The following is a 19,052-nucleotide window of genomic DNA, read 5'->3' as shown; positions in this document are numbered from 1 at the left end:
GGTCGGGCACCCCGGCGTCAGTCCGCCGGCTGCGCGCCCTGCCGCTGCACGACGACCGCGGCGGCGTCGGCGGCGACCACCAGGGCGGCCTCGCGGTCGGCGCCCGCGGCGAGCGCCGACGCCAGCGCGCCGCAGAACGCATCGCCCGCGCCCGTGGTGTCGACCACGCGGGAGACCTTCGAGGCAGGGACCTCGACGTCGCCCCACATCGCGCCCTCGGCGCCGAGGGTGACGAGCAGGGACGCCGGTGCGGGGGTGCCCGACGCGCGGAGCAGCCCCGCCTCGTGCTCGTTGACGACCACGGGGTCGGCGAGCGCGAGCACGTCGGCCGGCAGCTCGGCGAAGGGGGCGAGGTTGAGGACGACGCGGGCGCCGGCGGCGTGCGCGCGGCGGACCCCGTCGGCGATCGCGTCGAGGGGCAGCTCGAGCGAGGCGAGCAGGACGTCGCCGGGGGCGAGCGCGTCGAGCGGATCCAGGTGGGCCGCCTCCACGCGCGCGTTCGCGCCGGGCGCGACGATGATCGTGTTCTCGCCGTCGGCGTCCACGGCGATGATCGCGAGGCCCGTGGTCGCGCTCGCCACGACCCGGAGGCCGGACACGTCGATGCCGCGGGCCTGGAGGCGCGCGCGGTACGCGGATCCGTCGGCGTCGTCGCCCACGGCCCCGACCATCGCGACCTCGCCGCCCGCGTCCGCCGCGGCGACCGCCTGGTTCGCGCCCTTGCCGCCCCAGAGCCGCTCGGGGTCGGATCCGATCAGGGTCTCCCCCGGCTGCGGGTGCCGCGCGACGCGCACCACCTGGTCGACGTTGAGCGATCCGAGCACCACGACGCGGCCCATGGGCACCTGCCTCCCCCGACGCGCGGCCGGCCGCGCCCGGGTGGCGCTCCCCGCCAGGGTACCGAGCGGATCCCGCCTCCCGGGTCGCCCGCGCGACGCGTCCGGACGCCCGGTCGCGCGCACGCCGCCGGCAGCCGGCCGCCTCAGTCGAGGAAGAGGACCCGCAGCCGCCGGGTCGTGAAGACCAGGCCGATCGCCGTCATCACCGCGAAGTAGAGCACGTGCCCGAGCACCGCGATCGAGATCGCGCCCGTCGTGAACCCGCGCACGAGCTCGACCGCGTGCCAGAGCGGCAGGGCCTGGATGACCGCCTGCGTCCACGCCGGGTAGACCGACAGCGGGTAGAAGGTCGCCGAGAACAGGAACATGGGCAGCATCACGAAGTTGATCCAGTCCATCTGCTGGAACGTCTTCATGTAGCTCGTCACGGCCATGCCGAAGCTCGCGAACGCCAGCGCGACGAGCACCACGGACGGCAGCGCGAGGATCGCCCACCACGACAGGTTGAGGCCGAGCAGCTGCATCACCACGAGGAAGCCCGACGAGTACACGACGCCGCGGAGGAGCGCGAGCGAGATCTCGCCGAACGCCACGTCGAGCGGGCCGAGCGAGGTCGCGAGCATGCCCTGGTACAGCTTCGAGTGGTTCATCTTGAAGAAGACGTTCCAGGTGGAGTCGTAGACGGCGCCGTTCATGGCGGAGACCGCCAGGAGCGCGGGCGCGATGTAGGCGGCGTACGGCACGGGCTGGCCGGTGCTCGTCGTCACGTCGCCCACGAGCGAGCCGAGGCCGATGCCCATCGCGAGCAGGTAGAAGACGGGCTCGAAGAAGCCGGAGAGGACGACCGTCCAGTTCGTGCTGCGCGTCGCGAGGAGCCCGCGCGCGAGCACCGAGCGGGCGTTGCCGGCGTAGAGGGACCGCGCGCCGCCGCGACGGCGGACGGGGGCTCCCGTCGTGGACGCGCTCACTTCCGCAGCCTCCGCGTCGCGACCCGGCGGGCGAGGGTCCAGCCGACCGCGAGCCACAGCAGCAGGTACGCGACGTGCGCGACCGTCAGCCAGAGCGGCTCGTCGAGCCCGTAGGTCGCGACCCGGCCGAGCTCGGTGCCGTGCCAGAGCGGCGAGATCCAGCCGATCCACTGCAGCCAGATCGGCAGCTGCGTGAGCGGGAAGAACGTGCCGGAGAAGAGCGAGAGCGGCGTGAGGACGAAGCGCATGAGCATCGCGATCTGGCCCGTGTCCTGCTCGAGGGTGGCGACGTAGGCCATGACCACCACGCCGATCGCCATGCCCGTGAGCAGCGCCGCGAGGATCGCCAGGAACCCCGTCCCGAGCGGCACCGCGCCGAACAGCAGCATGAAGAGGAAGTAGGCGATGCAGGTCGGCGCCATGCGGATCGCCACGCCGATGACCTGGCCGTCGATGATCTGGCCGGGCGTGAGCGGCGACGCGTTCATCGCCTGGAACACGGGGTTCCACTTGAAGCCGCCGAAGATCGGGTAAGTGAACTCCTCGCTCGCGACCGTCATGGCGCTGGTCGCGAGGAGCGCCGGCGCGACGAACACCAGGAAGCTGATCCCGAGGGCCGCGTTCGCGTCGGTGCCGCGGTCCACCACCGAGGCGAGGCCCACGCCGAGCGCGTAGAGGTAGATGTACGGGCTGCCGATGGCCGTGGCGAGCGCGGTGCCGAGGTAGGCGCGGATCCCGAGCAGGCGGTGCTCGGCCGCGTACCAGGCGCCGAAGCGGCGGGGTCGCGCGCCGCCCGCGACGGCGCCCTGCCGGGTGTCGACGGCGCTCACTCGACCAGGCTCCGGCCGGTGAGGCGGAGGAAGACGTCCTCCAGGCTGGAGCGGCGCACGAGCGTCGTGATCGGCTTCAGGCCCTGCTCGAGGATCCGGCTGAGCACGGCCTCGCCGTCGGACGCGTAGACGAGCACGCGGTCGGGCAGCACCTCCACCCGGTCGCCGAGCCCCGCGATCTCCCGCGACGCCTCCTCGTTGCGGTCGGAGCCGAAGCGCACCTCGAGCACCTCCCGGCTGGAGTGGTCGCGGATGAGGGACGCGGGCGAGCCCTCGGCCATGATCCGGCCCTCGTCGACCACGATGATCCGGTCGCAGAGCTGCTCGGCCTCGTCCATGTAGTGCGTCGTGAGCACGAGCGTCGTGCCCTGCTCCTTGAGGCGGAACAGGCGGTCCCAGAGGATGTGGCGGGCCTGCGGGTCGAGGCCCGTCGTCGGCTCGTCGAGCAGCAGGATCCGCGGCTCGCTGATGAGGGCCCGCGCGATGGTGAGCCGCCGCTTCATGCCGCCGGAGAGGTCGTCGACCTTCGCGTTCGCGCGGTCGCTCAGCTGCGCGAACTCGAGCAGCTCGTCGGCGCGCGCCGCGACCTGCTTGCGCGGCAGGCCGAAGTAGCGCCCGTAGACGATGAGGTTGTCGCGGGCCTTCAGCTCGAGGTCCAGGTTGTCGGCCTGCGGCACGACGCCCAGCTGCGAGCGGATCTCGGGACCGTGCGTGTCGGGGTCGAGCCCGAGGATGTCGAGGGTGCCGCCCGTGCGCGAGGAGACCGCGCCGATCATGCGCATGGTCGTGGACTTGCCGGCGCCGTTCGGGCCGAGGAGCCCGAAGGACTCGCCGGGCGCGACCTCGAAGGAGAGGCCGTCGACGGCGACGTGGTCGCCGTACTTCTTCACGAGGCGGTCGGCGGTGATGACGGGGGTGGGCACGAGAAGCCAGCCTAGGGAGCGGGGCGGGTTTCCACCATGGGCGGAAATGCGGGGCGTGCGCGGCGGTGCGCGGTGGTGCGCGGTGGGCCGGCTCGGCGAGCGCCCCGGTTCCCCCGGCCGCCCGGCCCCCGCCTCCGAGCGGATGCCCGGCGGGCGACGCGTAGAGTCCTCGTGGCGATGCGACGCGCCGCACCACCCGCCCCACCACCCGGGAGAACCCGCATGAGCACCGCCCGCCCCGACTCCCCCGCAGGTCGCTCCGGCGGCGCCGCTCCCGCCGGGCCGACCGCGGTCGCCACGGCCTCCGCGGCCGCCGCGACCGCCCCGGCCGCCGTCCCCGCGGTCCCGAGCGAGGCCGCGACCGCCACCCCGCGCCCCCGCTCGCGCAACCCGTTCGCGCGCCGCGACGACGCCGCCGACGACGGCCCCCGCGCCCGGTTCTCGGAGCTGCTGCCGTACATCCTCGAGCAGCGCGGGCTGATGGCCTTCGTGGTCGTGCTCAGCGTGCTCGGCGCGGCCGCGAGCCTCGCCCAGCCGCTCCTCGTGCAGCGCGTGGTCGGCGTCGTGCAGGACGGCGGCGCGCTCGGCGCGCTCGTCTGGGCGCTCGTCGGCCTCGTCGTCCTGTCCGGGCTCCTCTCCGGCTACCAGCACTACCTCCTGCAGCGCATGGGCGAGGGCATCGTCCTGTCGTCGCGCCGCACGCTCGTGCGCCGGATCCTCCGCCTCCCCATCTCCGAGTTCGACACGCGCCGCACGGGCGACCTCGTCTCCCGCGTCGGATCCGACACCACGCTCCTCCGCGCGGTCCTCACGCAGGGCCTCGTGGAGGCGATCGGCGGCGCCGTCACGTTCCTCGGCGCCATCGTCGCGATGTTCATCATCGATCCGGTGCTCCTCGGCCTCACCGTGCTGGTCGTCGCGGTGTCGGTCGTCGCGGTCGTGGGCCTCTCCGGCCGGATCCGCATCGCCAGCCAGCGCGCGCAGCGCAAGGTCGGCGACCTGGCCGCCAGCGTCGAGCGGGCCATCGGCGCGATCCGCACCGTCCGCGCCAGCAACGCCACCGACCGCGAGATCCGCGCCATCGAGGCCGACGCCGAGGGCGCCTGGGAGATGGGCATCAAGGTCGCGAAGGCCTCCGCCGTCGTCGTACCGATCGCGGGCATCGCGCTGCAGGCGTCGTTCCTCGTGGTGGTCGGCGTGGGCGGCTTCCGCGTCGCCTCGGGCGCCATCGCGGTCGGCGACCTGGTGGCCTTCATCCTGTTCCTCTTCCTCATGATCATGCCGCTCGGCCAGGCGTTCGGCGCCGTCACCGCGGTGAACCAGGCGCTCGGCGCGCTCGGGCGGATCCAGGAGATCGTGAAGCTGCCGGGCGAGACCGACGGCGACGCCGCCCTCGCCGGCCGCCTGCACGACGCCGGGCCCGCTGCGGACGACCGGTCGGACGCCCCCGCCGTCGAGCTCGTCGACGTGCGGTTCGCGTACCCGGTCCCGGCGGTGGCGGACGCGTCCGACGCGGCGACCTCCGCCCCCGCGTCCGCCGACGCGGTCGAGCCCGCTGCGGCCGACGACGCCCCCGGCGCCGACCGCACGGGCGGCGGCGTGCTCCAGGGCGTCAGCTTCCGCGCCGAGCGGGGCACGCGGATCGCGCTCGTCGGCCCCTCGGGCGCGGGCAAGAGCACGATCCTCGCCCTCATCGAGCGCTTCTACGACCCGACCTCGGGCGTCGTCCGCCTCGGCGGGCGGGACATCCGCACGCTCGACCGCGAGGACCTCCGCCGCCAGATCGGCTACGTCGAGCAGGACGCGCCCGTGCTCGCGGGCACGCTGCGCGACAACCTCACGCTCACGGCGTTCGACGCCACCGACGAGGACTGCATCCAGGTGCTGCACGCCGTGAACCTCACCGAGGTGCTCGCGCGCAACGAGCTCGGCCTCGACGCACCCGTCGGCGAGGACGGCATCATGCTCTCCGGCGGCGAGCGTCAGCGCCTCGCGATCGCGCGCACGCTGCTGTCCGCGCCGCCGATCCTCCTGCTCGACGAGTCCACCTCGAGCCTCGACGGCCTCAACGAGCAGCTGCTCCGGAAGGCCATCGACGCCGTCGCCGAGCACCGCACGCTCATCGTCATCGCCCACCGGCTCTCGACCGTCGTCGACAGCGACCTCATCGTCGTCGTCGAGAAGGGCCGCGTCGTCGGCACGGGCACGCACGCGGAGCTCGTGGTCTCCACGCCGCTGTATCGCGACCTCGCGAAGCACCAGCTGCTCGTGTAGCGCGGGTGGGCGGGCGCGGCGGGGATCCGCGGTCCGGCTGCGGAGGCGCGGGGACGTCCGGCTCGGCCGGCCTCCCGCGCTCAGGTGCCCGGCTTCGGACCCGTCGACTCCGCTCGCGTCGCGGCCGCCAGGTGCATCTCCCGTGCGGCGAGGAACAGCGGCAGGGCGAACGCGAACGCCACGAGCGGGACGAACAGCACGTGGATCCACACGCGGCGCATCCCGAGGCGCCGCCCCTCGACGATCATGAAGACGACGCTCGCCACCGCGGCGATCAGCAGATCCCACGACAGCGAGGACACCGTCGGCCCGCCCGCGGCCAGGTCGGCGAGCACGTCGCGGCCCTCCGTCATGACGCGGATGTTCGCCGTCCACGTCAGCACAAGGCCGGCCGCCGCGAGGACGAGGTAGAGGACGGCGAGGCGCGTGGGGCGTCGGCGGGCTGGTCGCGAGCTCATGGGGACCCTTCCGGTGGATGGGGACAGGCTAGGCGCGCCGCTTCCCGGCGCGCGGGGCGGCTCGCCGACCCGGCCGGCCCGCCCGGTCCGGCCGGCTGGCGGTCAGCCTCCCGGCGACGTCAGGGCGTACAACGCGACCGCGCTGGCGGCCGCCACGTTGAGCGAGTCGATGCCGTGCGCCATGGGGATCCGGACGACGGTGTCCGCCGACCGGATCGCCTCCTCCGACAGCCCGGGCCCCTCGGAGCCGAGCACGATGGCGAGCCGCTCGTGCTCCTCGGGCCGGACGTCGCGGATCGAGACGGCGTCGGGCGTCAACGCGAGCGCGGCGACGTGGAAGCCGGCCTCCGTGAGGGCGGCGCGCGTCTCCGGCCACTCCCCCGTCCGCGTCCACGGCACCTGCAGCACGGTGCCCATGCTCACGCGGATGGCGCGACGGTAGAACGGATCCGTGCAGCGCGGGGTGACCAGCACCGCATCCGCGCCGATGGCGCCGACGGACCGGAAGATCGCGCCGACGTTGGTGGGGTCCACGACGTCCTCGAGCACGACCACGCGGCGCGCGTCCGCCAGCAGCGACGCGACCGACGGCAGCGGGGGCCGGTCGAGCGACGCGACGACCCCGCGGTGCAGCACGTACCCGGTGAGCTCGGCGAGCAGCTCCCCCGGGCCGGTGAACACGGGCACGTCGCGGTCGCCGACGAGCGCGAGCGCCTCGTCGACCGTGCCGCCGAGCGCCAGGACCGACCGCGGCACGTGGCCCGCCCGGAGCGCCCGCTCGAGCACGAGCGCGGACTCGGCGAGGTAGATCCCGTGGCCCGCGCCCTCGGCCTTGCGGAGCGCGACGTCGGTGCGGTGGCTGTAGTCGGCGAGCCGCGGATCGCGCAGGTCCTCGACCGGGACGACGTGCGCCACTAGCCGGCGAACGGGTCGGGCGTGAGCGTGTACTTCGTGTTCAGGTACTCGTGGATGCCCTCGAGCCCGCCCTCGCGGCCGAGCCCCGACTGCTTCACGCCGCCGAACGGCGCCGCCGCGTTGGAGATGACGCCCATGTTGAGGCCCGTCATGCCCGTCTCGAGCCGCTCGATCATGCGCTGGCCGCGCGCGAGGTCGCGCGTGAACACGTAGGAGACGAGGCCGTACTCGGTGTCGTTGGCGAGGCGCACGGCGTCGTCCTCGTCGGCGAAGGGCACGATCGCGACGACCGGGCCGAAGATCTCCTCCCGCAGGATGTCGCTGCCCTCGACGACGCCCGTGAGGAGCGTCGGAGGGTAGAAGTGCCCGGCTCCCGCGCGCGGCTCGCCGCCCGCACGCACCTCGGCGCCGCGCTCCACGGCGTCGCGCACGAGGCGGTCGGCCTTGTCCACGGCCCGGCCGTCGATGAGCGGCCCGACCGTGACGCCCTCCTCCGTGCCGCGCCCGATGCGCATGGCGTCGATGCGCTCCCGCAGGCGCTCCGCGAACGCGTCGGCCACGGAGGCCTGGACGATGAAGCGGTTCGCGGCGGTGCAGGCCTGCCCGACGTTGCGGAACTTCGCCGCCATGGCGCCGTCGACCGCCCGGTCGAGGTCGGCGTCCTCGAACACGAGGAACGGCGCGTTGCCGCCGAGCTCGAGCGAGACGCGGAGCACGTTCTGGGCGGCCTGCGCGCCGAGCTGACGGCCGACGGGGGTCGATCCGGTGAAGCTCAGCTTGCGCAGGCGGGGGTCGGCGATGAGCGGGCCCGTGACCTCGGCGGCGGACGTGGTGGGGATCACGTTGAGCACGCCCGCCGGCAGCCCCGCCTCGGCCAGCAGCTCGGCGAAGCGGAGGGTCGTGAGCGGCGTGAGCTCGGCGGGCTTGATGACCACCGTGCAACCCGCGGCGAGCGCCGGCGCGATCTTGCGGGTCGCCATGGCGAGCGGGAAGTTCCACGGGGTGATGAGGAGCACGGGGCCCACCGGGTGCTGCGAGACGATCATGCGGCCCGTGCCCTCGGGGTTCACACCGTAGCGGCCCGTGATGCGCACGGCCTCCTCCGAGAACCAGCGCAGGAACTCGCCGCCGTACGTCACCTCGCCGAGCGACTCGGCGAGCGGCTTGCCCATCTCGACCGTCATCAGGAGCGCGAACTCATCCCGGCGCTCCTGCAGGAGGTCGAAGGCGCGGCGCAGGATCTCGTCCCGCACGCGCGGCGCGGTGGCGGCCCAGTCAGCGGCGGCCTCGACCGCGGCGTCGAGGGCGCGCATGCCGTCGGCCGGACTCGCGTCGGCCACGTGCGCGATCACGGCGTCCGTCGCCGGGTCCCGCACCTCGAAGGTGGCCCCGCCCTCCGCGTCGACGCGCGCGCCTCCCACCAGCAGGGTGGTCGGTGTGCCCGACAGGAGGTCGGTCTCGGTGGGTGCGGTCATGCTGTCCTCTTCTCCCGTGCTGGTGGTGCTGTCGCGCTGTCCGTGCGCGTGATGCGCGTGGTGCGCGTGATGCGCGTGCTGCTGGTCGTGCCCGTGCTGCCGCCGGTGCTCGCGGTGCCGCCGGTGCCCGCGCTGCCGCTCGCGCCCGCGCTGCCGCCGGCCGTCAGTCGGTGGGTCCCTCCACGATCTCCGCCCCGGCGTCGCGCAGCCGCTCGAGCGCCGCGACGCTCGTGGCCGGGGCCACTCCCGCGACGAGATCGGCGAGCACGCGCACGCGATGCCCCTGGTGCACGGCGTCGAGCGCGGAGGCGAGGACGCAGTAGTCCGTCGCGATGCCGACCACGTCGATGTCGGTGATCCCGTGCAGCACGAGCAGGTCGGCCAGCGGCACGCCGTCCTCGGTGGTGCCCTCGAAGATCGAGTACGCGGGCGCGCCCTGCCCCTTGCGGAGGTGGAAGTCGACGGCCGTGACGTCGAGGTCGGGGTGGTACTCGGCCCCGTGCGTGCCCTGCACGCAGTGCGCGGGCCAGGTGGTCGAGAAGTCGGGCACGGCGCCCGCCGCCGCGAAGTGCCCGCCGTTGTCGCCGGTCGCCTCGTGCCAGTCGCGGGAGGCGAGGACGTGGTCGTAGCGGTACGGCTCCGCGGCCAGGAGCCGGGTGATCCCCCGCGCGACGTCGCCGCCGCCCGTGACGCCGAGCGCGCCGCCCTCCGTGAAGTCGTTCTGGACGTCGATGATGAACAGGGCCCGCGTCATGCGGCGCTCCTTCCCCGGGCCGCGCCCGGTGCCGTGGATCCGCTGCCCGGGACCGGGCCGCGCGTCACTCGTCCCCCAGGTCCGCGCCGCAGCGGTAGGCACCCGCGGCGAGGGCGTCGAGGGCGACCTTCGCGTCCCCCGTCACGTTCCCGATGGCGTAGAACGCGAACGTGAGCTTCGCGCCGTCCGCCGCGTCGACGATGCCGGCGAGCGTGTAGCCGGTGTCGATCCAGCCGGTCTTGGCCACCACGTGCCCGCGGGCCACTGCGCTATCGCCGGCGAAGCGGCTGACGAGGGTGCCGGTCCGCCCCGCGACGGGGAGTCCGTCGTGCAGGTAGCCGAGCGCCTGCTGCCGCTGGTCCACCTGGATCATGAGCTGCGCGAGGAGCGACGGCGGCACGCGGTTGTCGGGGCTGAGCCCCTGGCCGTCGACGATGGTGAGCGCGGACGTGTCGAGGCCGTACGCCTCGAGCGCCTTCGGGATGCCGGCGGCGAGCGACTGCTGGGTGCTCCCCGCGCCGACCTGGATGGCGACGAGCCGGGCGAGCGACTCGGCGAGCACGTTGTCCGAGTTGATGAGCGCGGTCTGGATGAGCGACGACACGGGCTGCGACTCCACGCGGCCGAGGACGGCCGCTCCCGCCGGCGCCGTGCCCTGCGTCACCGCGGCCGACCCCCCGAGCATGGAGCGGAAGGTGCTGCCGACGCGCGCGAGGGGATCCTCGCTGCGGGCGGAGACGACGGCCGCGGGATCCGCCCGGTCGGCGTCGAGCTGCAGCGGCGTCATGAAGCTCGAGTACCCGGCCTTCCGCTCACTGGGCGCCCAGGACGGGATCCAGGTCTCCCCGGAGAAGAGCGAGGTGTCGAGCACGATGCGGGTGATGGGCGTGCCCGCCGTGGCGGGATCCGCGGCCCAGGCGGTGCGCACCTGCTGCGCGAGGTCGCTGAGGCGCGGCGCTCCCGGGTAGACGGAGCTGCCGGAGGTGAGGCGCGAGAGCGTCGGGTCCCCGCCGCCGACCAGCACCACGGTGCCGGGCTCGGACCCGCGGACCACGGTGGTGGCGATGCGGCGGTCCGGGCCGAGCGCGGCCAGGGCCGCCGCGGACGTGACCACCTTCATGACGCTCGCCGTGCGCTCGGGGGTGTCGCCGTTCCGGTCGAACAGGACCCGCCCGGTGGCGGCGTCGCGGACCTGGCCCTCGAAGGTGGCGAGCCGCGGATCCTGCGCGAGGGAGGAGATGGAGCACATGCGGAGGTCGCGGACGGCGGCCCGGTCGGCGGGGGCGGGACGCGCGGGATCCGCCGTCGGCGTCGGGCTCGGCGCGGGCGTCGCCTCGGCGGTGGCGGCGACGCTGGCGGAGGCGCTGCCCGCGCGACCCGTGACGGCACCGGCCCCGACCGCGCCGGCGGCGAGGAGCGCGACCCCGGCCACGGCGGCCGTGACGGCGCGGGCGCGACGGCGCCCGGCGGGACGGCGCCCGGCGGGACGGCGTCCGGCGGGGCGGGAGCGGACCGCGGGGGCGTCCCGGTCGGGGCGGCCGGCGTGCGCGTCATCGGGGCCGTCGACGGGGGATCGCATGGGCCCATGTTAGACGCCGTCCCCGGATGGGGGCCGGGCGCCCGAGGAGCTCGGGAGGACCGTCCGGGACGGGCCCTGGGGAGGGACGCGAGGATCCGCGGGGCCGTCACGGCCTCGAGATCGACCGGGGCGTGCGACGCGGGTGGCGTGATGGAGCCGCCTGTCAGAATCGAACTGACGACCTTCTCATTACGAGTGAGATGCTCTACCGACTGAGCTAAGGCGGCCCGGCCCGGACTCAACGAGTACCGGGCACGAGTAGAGAGCATACCGGATCCGGAGGGCGCTCCCGCACACGCGGAGCCGCGCCCTCGCCGTCGAGCGCGGGGCCCACCGCCGTCGGACTCCGCCCCTTCGCCCGCCGCCGCTAGCCGCAGGTGGTGCCGGCCGCCGGCGGATCCCCGCCGAGAAGGTACCCGTCGACCGCGGCCACGATGCACGGATCCCGCTCGTCGTAGGCGATGTGCCCCTCGCCCTCGTAGGTGAGCAGCACGCCCGACGCGAGCTGGTCGGCGAGAGCCCGGGCCCACGAGTACGGCGTGGCCGGATCCCCCGTCGTCCCGACGACGACGATGGGCGCCGCGCCCTCCGCGTCGACGGGCGCCGGAGCCTGGCGTGCGGCGTACGGCCAGTTGCCGCACAGCGGATCCGTCTCGCCGTCGCGTGACGTGTCGTCGTCGGCCAGCTCGCCGCCGGCCTCGCGGATCTCCGCCGCCTCGCGCACGAGCACCGCCGGGTCCCGCTCCACGGGGTAGTCGATGCACTGGATGGCGAGGAACGCCTCGTAGAAGTTCCCGGCGTAGCTGCCGTCCGGGCTGCGCCCGAAGTAGGAGTCGGCGAGCGCGAACGCCGTGGCGGACTCGCCGCGCAGGGCCTCCGCGAACGCGGTCGTGAGGGCCGGCCACTGCTGCTCGCTGTAGAGCGCCGAGTCGATCGCGCTGCGCATGACCTGCCCGTCGAGCTCCCGCCCGTCCGCCGCGCGCATCGGGCTCTGGTCGAGCTGGTCGAGGAGGGCGGACGCGGTCTGCACGCCGTCGTCGACGGATCCGCGGAACGGGCACCCCTTCGCCGCGAGGCAGCCCGCCATGTACGCCTCGAAGGAGGTGCGGAAGCCCGCGGTCTGCGCGAGCACCACGTCGAAGGAGCTGGCCGACGGATCCGTCGCGCCGTCGAGCACCATCCGGCCCACGTGCCCGGGGAAGTCCTGCGCGTACTGCGCGCCGATGCTCGTGCCGTACGAGTAACCGAGGTAGTCCAGCCGCGGGTCGCCGACGAGGGCGCGGAGCATGTCGAGGTCGTGCGCGGTGCTCTTCGTGTCGATGAACTCCAGCAGCGGGCCGGACCGGGCCGCGCAGGACTCCGCGAACGACCGTGCGGCCTGCTCGAGCTCCTCGTCGTGCTGCGGGGTGCCGGGGGGCGCCTCCGTCTCCCCGTAGAGGAAGGAGTCGAGCTGCGCGTCGTCGACGCAGTCGACGGCCGTCGAGGCCCCGACGCCGCGCGGGTCCCAGCCGACGATGTCGTAGGCGTCCTGGAGCTCACGGGAGACCGCGTAGTCGACGCTGGCCTTCACGAAGTCGACGCCGGACGCGCCGGGGCCGCCGGGGTTGACGAAGAGGGATCCGCGCGGGCCGTCCGCACCGCGGGCCGTGTGCCGGGTGAGGGCGAGCTGGATGTCGCTGGCCGGATCGGGCGCGGACCAGTCGAGCGGCGCGGTGGCCGTGGCGCACTGGGCGCCGTCCTCGCACGGGGTCCACGCGAGGACCTGCTCGTAGTAGCGGGCGAGGTCGGGCGCGACGTCCTCCGCCGTGGGGCTCGAGGTCGAGCTCCGCGGCTCCGGGGCGGAGAGGAGGCCGCAGCCGCTCAGCGCGACGGCCGCGGCGACGAGCGCCGCCCCCAGCGCGCCGGCCCGGCGGATCCCCCGCGCGCCGCTCCCCCGGCGCCTCATGCGACGCCCGCGGACCGCGTGCGGGTGATGGAGATGAGCATCGCCTCCAGGGCGAGCGCCGGGGAGACGTTGCCGTCGATCCGGCGCCGCGCGACCCCGACCGCGTCGAGGACCGCGAGCGACGCGGCGGCGGATCCCGCCTCGGCGGCCTCCGCGATGCGCGGCGCGATGGCCTCGTTCACCTGGGGCAGGTCCGCCCCGAGCTGGTGCAGCAGCACGTCGCGGTGCAGCGACATGAGGTCGACGAGGATCCGGTCGATCCCGTCACGCAGGCTCCGCGTGGCGCGCCGCTTCTGGTCCTCCTCGAGCTGCCGGATCTGCGAGCGCAGCTGCGGCGGGATCGACCCGCCCTCCTGCACCCCGAGCGACCGCAGCGCGCGCTCGCGCTCGTCGGCGTCCCGCTGCACGGTGAACGCCTTGGCGTCCTGGCCGGCGAGCTCGAGCATCGCGGCGGCGGCGCGCACGGCGTCGCCGACCGTGCGGATCCCGAGCGCGAGCTCGAGGGTGCGGCTGCGGCGCTCGCGCGCCTCGGCGTCGGTGGCGAGCCGGTGGGCCATGCCGATGTGGCTCTGCGCCTCGCGGGCCGCGCGGGTGGCGGTGGCCGCGTCGACCCCGTCGCGCCGCTGGATGAGCGCCGCCACGTCCTCGACGGACGGGATGCGCAGCCGCACGCTGCGGACGCGCGAGCGGATGGTGGGGATCAGGTCGGCCTCGCTGGGCGCGCAGAGGATCCAGATGGTGCGCTCCGGCGGCTCCTCGAGCGCCTTGAGCAGCAGGTTCGAGGTGCGCTCGGTCATCCGGTCGGCGTCCTCGACGACCATCACCCGGTAGCGCCCGACGGACGGCGAGTACTGCGACGACGTGACGAGCGACCGCACCTCGTCGATCGCGATGATGACCCGCTCCGTGGCGAGCACGCCGAGGTCCGGGTGGCTGCGGGCGGCGACCTGGCGCGCGGTGGCGGCGTCGCCCTCCGGGGTCCCGTCGCTGAGGAGCGCCGTGGCGAACGCGTAGGCGAGGTTGGAGCGCCCGGATCCGGGAGGACCGGTGATGAGCCAGGAGTGCGCGAGCGCCGTGCCGGTGGCATCGCGGGCGGTGGCCCGTGGGCTGCTGGCGGCGGCGAGCAGGGCGACCGCCTCGGACTGGCCCGTGAGCTCGTCCCAGATGGCCCGGCCGTCGGGGCTGCCCGGCGTCGCGGTACCCGGGCTGTCGGCTGCGTCGCTCATGCCCGCGCCCCGGCCTCGAGGAGCGCGGCGGCCCGTGTGCGGATCACGTCGGCGATCTCCTCGCGCGGACGCGCGGCGTCCACGATCAGGAAGCGGTGCGGCTCGGCGTCGGCCAGCCCGAGGAAGGCCTGGCGGACGCGCTCGTGGAACTCGTCGCGCTCGGCCTCGAGCCGGTCGAAGCGCGTACGGGCGGCGTCGAGCCGGACGCGCGCGGCCTCCTGGTCGAGGTCGAGCAGCACGGTCAGGTCGGGCAGGAGCCCCTGCGCCGCCCAGAGCGAGAGGTCGCGGATCTCACCGGCGTCGAGCACGCGACCTGCGCCCTGGTACGCGACGGAGGAGTCGAGGTAGCGGTCCTGCAGCACGACGGCGTCGCGCTCGAGGGCTGGCCGGACGACCGTCTCGACGTGGTGGGCGCGGTCGGCCGCGTAGAGCAGCGCCTCCGCACGCGGGGCGATGTGCCCCCGGCGGTGCAGCACGATCTCGCGGATCTCCGCGCCGAGCTCGCTGCCGCCCGGCTCGCGGGTGACGACGACCTCGCGGCCCTGCCCCTCCAGCCACTCCCGGAGGAGCGCCGACTGCGTGGACTTGCCCACGCCGTCGCCGCCCTCGAGGGTGATGAAGACCCCGGTCACGTCGCGTCGGACGCCGTCGCCGTGGGAGCGGCGGCCTTCTTCGCCGCGGTGGTCTTCGCCGCCGTGGTCTTGGCCGCGGTCGTCTTGGTCGCCGTCGTCTTGGCCGCGGTCGTCTTCGCCGCCGTCGTCTTCGCGGCGGTCGTCTTCGCCGCAGCGGTCTTGGCGGCCGTCGTCTTCGCGGCAGCCGCCGAAGTGCGCGGCTTCGCGGGCGCCTTGGCCTTCGCCTTGGCCGGGGCCTTCGCCTTGGGCTTCGCCGGTCCCTTGGCCCGCTTGTCGGCGAGCAGCTCGACCGCGCGGTCGAAGTCGATGTCCTCGACGGACTCGCTCTTCGGGATCGTGGCGTTGGTCTCACCGTCGGTGACGTAGGGCCCGAAGCGGCCGTCCTTGACCTTGATGCCCTTGCCGCTCACGGGGTCCGCGTCGAACTCCTTGAGCGCGCTGGAGGGGCGACGCGCGCCGTACTTCGGCTGCGCGAAGACCTCGAGGGCGCCCGGCAGGTCGATCTCGAAGATCTGCTCCTCGCTGGTGAGCGACCGCGAGTCCGTGCCCTTCTTCAGGTACGGACCGTACTTGCCGTTCTGCGCCGTGATGGGCGTCGACGTCTCGGGATCCTCGCCCACCACGCGCGGGAGGTCGAGGAGCCGGAGGGCCGTGTCGAGGTCGACCGTCGCGAGGTCCATCGTCTTGAAGATGGACGCGGTGCGCGGCTTGACCGCGGCCGCCTTCTTCGCCGCGGGCTTCTTGGCGGGCGCCTTCTTCGCGGGCGCCGCCGTGGTCGTCGCGGAGGCGGTCTCGAGCACCTCGCCCGTCGCCGGGTCGACGCCGTCGGCCGGCACGGCGGGCGCTTCCTCGAGCTCGGGGTCGAGCTCGGTGACGTACGGACCGTAGCGGCCGTCCTTGGCGACGATCTGCTTGCCGTTGTCGGGGTTGATGCCGATGACGCGGTCCGTGACGACCGGCGCGTCGATGAGCTCGCGGGCCTTGGCGGCCGTCAGCTCGTCGGGCGCGAGGTCCTCGGGGAGGTTGACGCGACGAGGCGTCGCGTCCTCCGCCGCCCCCTCCTCGTGCACCTCGAGGTAGGGCCCGTACTTGCCGATGCGCAGGGTGATGTCGTCCGCGATGCGCAGCGAGTTGATCTCGCGCGCGTCGATCTCGCCGAGGTTGTCGATCGTGGGGCGGAGTCCCTTGTGGGCCTGGTTGCCGTAGTAGAAGCCCTTCAGCCAGTCGACCCGCTCCGCCGACCCGTCCGCGATGCGGTCGAGGTCGTTCTCCATGCCGGCCGTGAAGTCGTACTGCACCAGCTCGGTGAAGAACTCCTCGAGCAGCCGCACCACCGAGAACGCGATCCAGTTCGGGACGAGCGCGGTGCCGCGGGGCGTGACGTAGCCCCGGTCGACGATGGTCGAGATGATGGCCGCGTACGTCGACGGGCGCCCGATGCCCAGCTCCTCGAGCGTCTTCACGAGGCTCGCCTCCGTGTAGCGCGGCGGCGGGCTGGTCTCGTGGCCCTTCGCGTCGACGTCGACGAGACGCAGGTCCTGGCCCTTCTTGAGGTCGGGCAGCTTGGCCTCGCGCGGCTCGGCGGCGCCGTGGCGCTCCTCGTCGCGGCTCTCCTCGTAGGCGGCCAGGAAGCCGCGGAAGGTGATGACCGTCCCGGACGCGGCGAACTCCGCCACCTCGCCGGCGGACGTGGGGCCCGCGGCGATGACGACCGACGCGGTCGATCCCTTCGCGTCCGCCATCTGCGACGCGATGGTGCGCTTCCAGATCAGGTCGTAGAGCTTGTGGTCGTTGCCGCGCAGCGTGGAGGCGAGCTGCTGCGGCGTGCGGAAGGTCTCGCCGGCGGGGCGGACGGCCTCGTGCGCCTCCTGCGCGTTCTTGCTCTTGCCCGAGTAGAGGCGCGGCTTGTCGGGCACGGTCTCGGGTCCGTACAGCTCGGCCGCCTGCTTGCGCGCCGCGTTGATCGCCTGCTGCGAGAGCGAGGGCGAGTCGGTGCGCATGTAGGTGATGTAGCCGTTCTCGTACAGCGACTGCGCCACGCTCATCGTCTGCCGCGCGGAGAAGCGGAGCTTGCGCGCCGCCTCCTGCTGCAGGGTCGACGTGGTGAAGGGCGCGGCGGGCCGACGCGTGTACGGCTTCGACTCGACGCTCTGCACCGCGAGGGGCACGGACGGGTCGCGCAGCGCCTCGGCGAGCGACTCCGCCGTGCTCGCGTCCAGCGGACGCGAGTCGTTCTTCAGGGTGCCCTTGTCGTCGAAGTCGCGGCCCGTGGCGATCCGGGCGCCGTCGATCCGCACGAGGCGGGCGTCGAAGGGGAGCTCCTGCTCGAGCGGGGACAGCGACGCGGTGAGGTCCCAGTAGGTGGCGGTGACGAACGCGAGACGCTCGCGCTCGCGGTCGACGACGAGCCGGGTGGCGGCGGACTGCACGCGGCCGGCGGAGAGGCCCGGGCCCACCTTGCGCCAGAGGACGGGCGACACCTCGTAGCCGTACAGGCGGTCGAGGATGCGGCGCGTCTCCTGCGCGTCGACGAGGGCCGTGTCGATGTCGCGCGTGCTGTCGCGGGCGCGCTCGATGGCCTCCTTGGTGATCTCGTGGAACACCATGCGCTTGACCGGCACCTTCGGCTTCAGGACCTGGAGGAGGTGCCACGCGATGGCCTCGCCCTCGCGGTCCTCATCCGTCGCGAGGAAGAGCTCGTCGGCGTCCTTGAGCGCGCGCTTGAGGTCGGCGACCGTCTTCTTCTTCTGGTCGCTGACGACGTAGTAGGGCTCGAAGCCGTTCTCGACGTCGACGGAGAACTTGCCGAGGGTGCCCTTCTTGAGCTCGGGCGGCAGGTTCTTCGGCTCGATGAGGTCGCGGATGTGGCCGACCGAGGCCTGCACCTCGTACCCGCTGCCCAGGTACTGGGCGATCGTCTTGGCCTTGGCCGGCGACTCGACGATGACCAACTTCTTCGTGCCGGGCACGTGACTCCTTATATATGCGTTCATGGGGGCCGGTAGCCGGCCCGTGTCCGGGATGCGTGCCCGCTCGGATGCGCTCCGGGGCGATGTGCGGCGGGGTCCCCGACAAGGCACACCATACACACGCGCACCGACCGGCCACCTAATCGCGGTGCCGCCCGGATGCCGGCCCGGCGCGGCGTCCCCGCCGAGCCGTCGACGTCGGTCCGCCGGGTCCGTCGCCGCTCATCCGGACGACGGATCCGGGGGTTGGCCCGCCCGCGCACGCGCCGTCACGGGCAGCCCGAGCGGACCGTCCCGGCGGCTCGCCTGCACGACCGCCGTCGTGCCGACGACGTCGCACCCCGCGAGCGTCGCGCCCGCGGCCGCGACGGCCTCCTCGGCCGCGGCGCAGGGAGGCCCCGTCCCGAAGCCGGCCGCGACGTCGGCGGCGGCGAGGGCCGCGGAGTCCGCCGCCCCGGCCGCGACGGCGCGCTCGACGAGCACCGACGACACGACCGTCGTCGCGAGCGCCAGGGAGACGACCGCGCCCACGAGGCCGACCGCGAGCACCGTCCCCGAGCCGGCATCACTCCGCATCCGTCTGCTCCTGCCAGGCGCAGCCCCGGGCCGAGACGCGCAGGCCGGCCGCACCCGCCGGGCCGAAGCGACTGGGTGCGCTCAGCTCGACGCACACCGTGCGGCCCGACCGGTCCACCGCCATGGCCGCGCCACCCGCTGCGCCCGCGATGCGCGCCGTGGCCGTGGCCGCGTCCTCCCCACGGCCGAGGCTGCGAGCGGCCTCGGCCGCCGCGGACGTGAGCATGACCTGCTGCCCCACCGTCTGCACGGCTCCCAGGCACAGGCCGAGGACGAGGACGACCGCGGGCAGCACGACGGCGAGCTCCGCGGCGGACGCACCGCCGTCCGCGGACGGCCCGGCCCCGAGCGACGGCGCCGCCGTCTGGTGCCGCCGCGGCGGGAACCGCATCACCGGTCGTACGTGAGTGCGCGTCGCACGAGGTCCAGCAGCATCCCCCGCACCTCGTCGCTCTGCAGGATGACCACGAGGAGGCCGGCGAACGCCACCGCCGCCATGGTCGCGATGGCGTACTCGGCGGTGGCCGCGCCGGCGTCACCGGAACCGCGACGCTCGAGGACCCGGTGCACGGCCCGCACCGCGCGCCCGCGCCGGGAGGGCGCGAGGCGGACGCAGCTCGCCGAGGAGCCGCTCGCGCCCGTGGATGCGCGGTCCCTGCAGGATCCCGCCGCCCCCTCGGGGGCGCACG

General features: G+C 74.4%; 17 protein-coding genes and 1 tRNA gene. 1 reads left to right on the top strand and 17 read right to left on the bottom strand.

Annotated features, from left to right (window positions below; genetic code table 11):
- Nucleotides 1–17: 17 nt before the first annotated feature.
- From ACT7CP_RS04510 to ACT7CP_RS04495, 4 genes are all read right to left on the bottom strand, one after another.
- Nucleotides 18–839, bottom strand: a complete 822-nt coding sequence (locus ACT7CP_RS04510) for a ribokinase (RefSeq protein ID WP_445443532.1) — start codon at nt 837–839, stop codon at nt 18–20.
- 143 nt (nt 840–982) lie between these two features.
- Nucleotides 983–1,807, bottom strand: coding sequence for an ABC transporter permease (locus ACT7CP_RS04505; protein ID WP_413963807.1), 825 nt, complete (start codon nt 1,805–1,807; stop codon nt 983–985).
- Nucleotides 1,804–2,637, bottom strand: a complete 834-nt coding sequence (locus tag ACT7CP_RS04500) for an ABC transporter permease (RefSeq protein ID WP_445443531.1) — start codon at nt 2,635–2,637, stop codon at nt 1,804–1,806. Before ACT7CP_RS04500 ends, ACT7CP_RS04505 begins: the two co-directional genes overlap by 4 nt.
- On the bottom strand, nt 2,634–3,560 hold the full coding sequence (locus ACT7CP_RS04495; protein WP_413963805.1) for an ABC transporter ATP-binding protein: 927 nt from the start codon (nt 3,558–3,560) through the stop codon (nt 2,634–2,636). Before ACT7CP_RS04495 ends, ACT7CP_RS04500 begins: the two co-directional genes overlap by 4 nt.
- A 222-nt stretch (nt 3,561–3,782) precedes the next feature.
- Here ACT7CP_RS04495 and ACT7CP_RS04490 point away from each other — a divergent pair, with 222 nt between their 5' ends.
- Nucleotides 3,783–5,834 carry an ABC transporter ATP-binding protein gene (locus ACT7CP_RS04490; RefSeq protein ID WP_445443530.1) on the top strand — a complete coding sequence of 684 codons (2,052 nt, stop codon included), beginning with the start codon at nt 3,783–3,785 and terminating at the stop codon, nt 5,832–5,834.
- A gap of 80 nt (nt 5,835–5,914) precedes the next feature.
- Here the strand turns inward: ACT7CP_RS04490 and ACT7CP_RS04485 are convergent, their stop codons facing one another.
- From ACT7CP_RS04485 to ACT7CP_RS04425, 13 genes are all read right to left on the bottom strand, one after another.
- Nucleotides 5,915–6,292, bottom strand: a complete 378-nt coding sequence (locus tag ACT7CP_RS04485) for a DUF2834 domain-containing protein (protein ID WP_445443529.1) — start codon at nt 6,290–6,292, stop codon at nt 5,915–5,917.
- A gap of 102 nt (nt 6,293–6,394) precedes the next feature.
- Nucleotides 6,395–7,207, bottom strand: coding sequence for a TrmH family RNA methyltransferase (locus ACT7CP_RS04480; protein WP_445443528.1), 813 nt, complete (start codon nt 7,205–7,207; stop codon nt 6,395–6,397).
- Nucleotides 7,207–8,682 (bottom strand): NAD-dependent succinate-semialdehyde dehydrogenase, encoded by a 1,476-nt coding sequence (locus tag ACT7CP_RS04475; RefSeq protein ID WP_445443527.1) that lies wholly within the window; start codon nt 8,680–8,682, stop codon nt 7,207–7,209. The genes ACT7CP_RS04480 and ACT7CP_RS04475 overlap by 1 nt, the downstream gene beginning before the upstream one ends.
- Before the next feature lie 163 nt (nt 8,683–8,845).
- Nucleotides 8,846–9,436, bottom strand: coding sequence for an isochorismatase family protein (locus ACT7CP_RS04470; RefSeq protein WP_413963800.1), 591 nt, complete (start codon nt 9,434–9,436; stop codon nt 8,846–8,848).
- 64 nt (nt 9,437–9,500) lie between these two features.
- Nucleotides 9,501–11,015 carry a D-alanyl-D-alanine carboxypeptidase/D-alanyl-D-alanine endopeptidase gene (dacB, locus tag ACT7CP_RS04465; protein WP_413963799.1) on the bottom strand — a complete coding sequence of 505 codons (1,515 nt, stop codon included), beginning with the start codon at nt 11,013–11,015 and terminating at the stop codon, nt 9,501–9,503.
- 151 nt (nt 11,016–11,166) lie between these two features.
- Nucleotides 11,167–11,242 (bottom strand) — tRNA-Thr (locus ACT7CP_RS04460).
- Between the two features lie 140 nt (nt 11,243–11,382).
- On the bottom strand, nt 11,383–12,960 hold the full coding sequence (locus ACT7CP_RS04455; RefSeq protein ID WP_445443526.1) for an alpha/beta hydrolase: 1,578 nt from the start codon (nt 12,958–12,960) through the stop codon (nt 11,383–11,385).
- The gene (locus tag ACT7CP_RS04450; RefSeq protein WP_445443525.1) at nt 12,957–14,186 is read right to left on the bottom strand and encodes a DNA polymerase III subunit delta'; all 1,230 of its coding nucleotides are present in this window, start codon (nt 14,184–14,186) and stop codon (nt 12,957–12,959) included. The genes ACT7CP_RS04455 and ACT7CP_RS04450 overlap by 4 nt, the downstream gene beginning before the upstream one ends.
- A complete protein-coding gene (gene tmk / locus ACT7CP_RS04445; RefSeq protein ID WP_413963796.1) occupies nt 14,183–14,818 on the bottom strand; it encodes a dTMP kinase in 636 nt (211 codons plus the stop codon). Before tmk ends, ACT7CP_RS04450 begins: the two co-directional genes overlap by 4 nt.
- Nucleotides 14,815–17,787, bottom strand: a complete 2,973-nt coding sequence (gene topA / locus ACT7CP_RS04440; RefSeq protein WP_413963795.1) for a type I DNA topoisomerase — start codon at nt 17,785–17,787, stop codon at nt 14,815–14,817. The genes tmk and topA overlap by 4 nt, the downstream gene beginning before the upstream one ends.
- A gap of 222 nt (nt 17,788–18,009) precedes the next feature.
- Nucleotides 18,010–18,363 carry an Rv3654c family TadE-like protein gene (locus tag ACT7CP_RS04435; RefSeq protein ID WP_445443524.1) on the bottom strand — a complete coding sequence of 118 codons (354 nt, stop codon included), beginning with the start codon at nt 18,361–18,363 and terminating at the stop codon, nt 18,010–18,012.
- The gene (locus ACT7CP_RS04430; protein WP_413963793.1) at nt 18,353–18,754 is read right to left on the bottom strand and encodes a TadE family type IV pilus minor pilin; all 402 of its coding nucleotides are present in this window, start codon (nt 18,752–18,754) and stop codon (nt 18,353–18,355) included. The genes ACT7CP_RS04435 and ACT7CP_RS04430 overlap by 11 nt, the downstream gene beginning before the upstream one ends.
- Nucleotides 18,754–18,942, bottom strand: a complete 189-nt coding sequence (locus tag ACT7CP_RS04425) for a DUF4244 domain-containing protein (protein ID WP_413964103.1) — start codon at nt 18,940–18,942, stop codon at nt 18,754–18,756. Before ACT7CP_RS04425 ends, ACT7CP_RS04430 begins: the two co-directional genes overlap by 1 nt.
- Nucleotides 18,943–19,052 lie beyond the last annotated feature (110 nt).

It is taken from the genome of Clavibacter rahimiani, from assembly GCF_052654495.1.
This window is presented reverse-complemented; position numbering and strand designations above follow the sequence as displayed.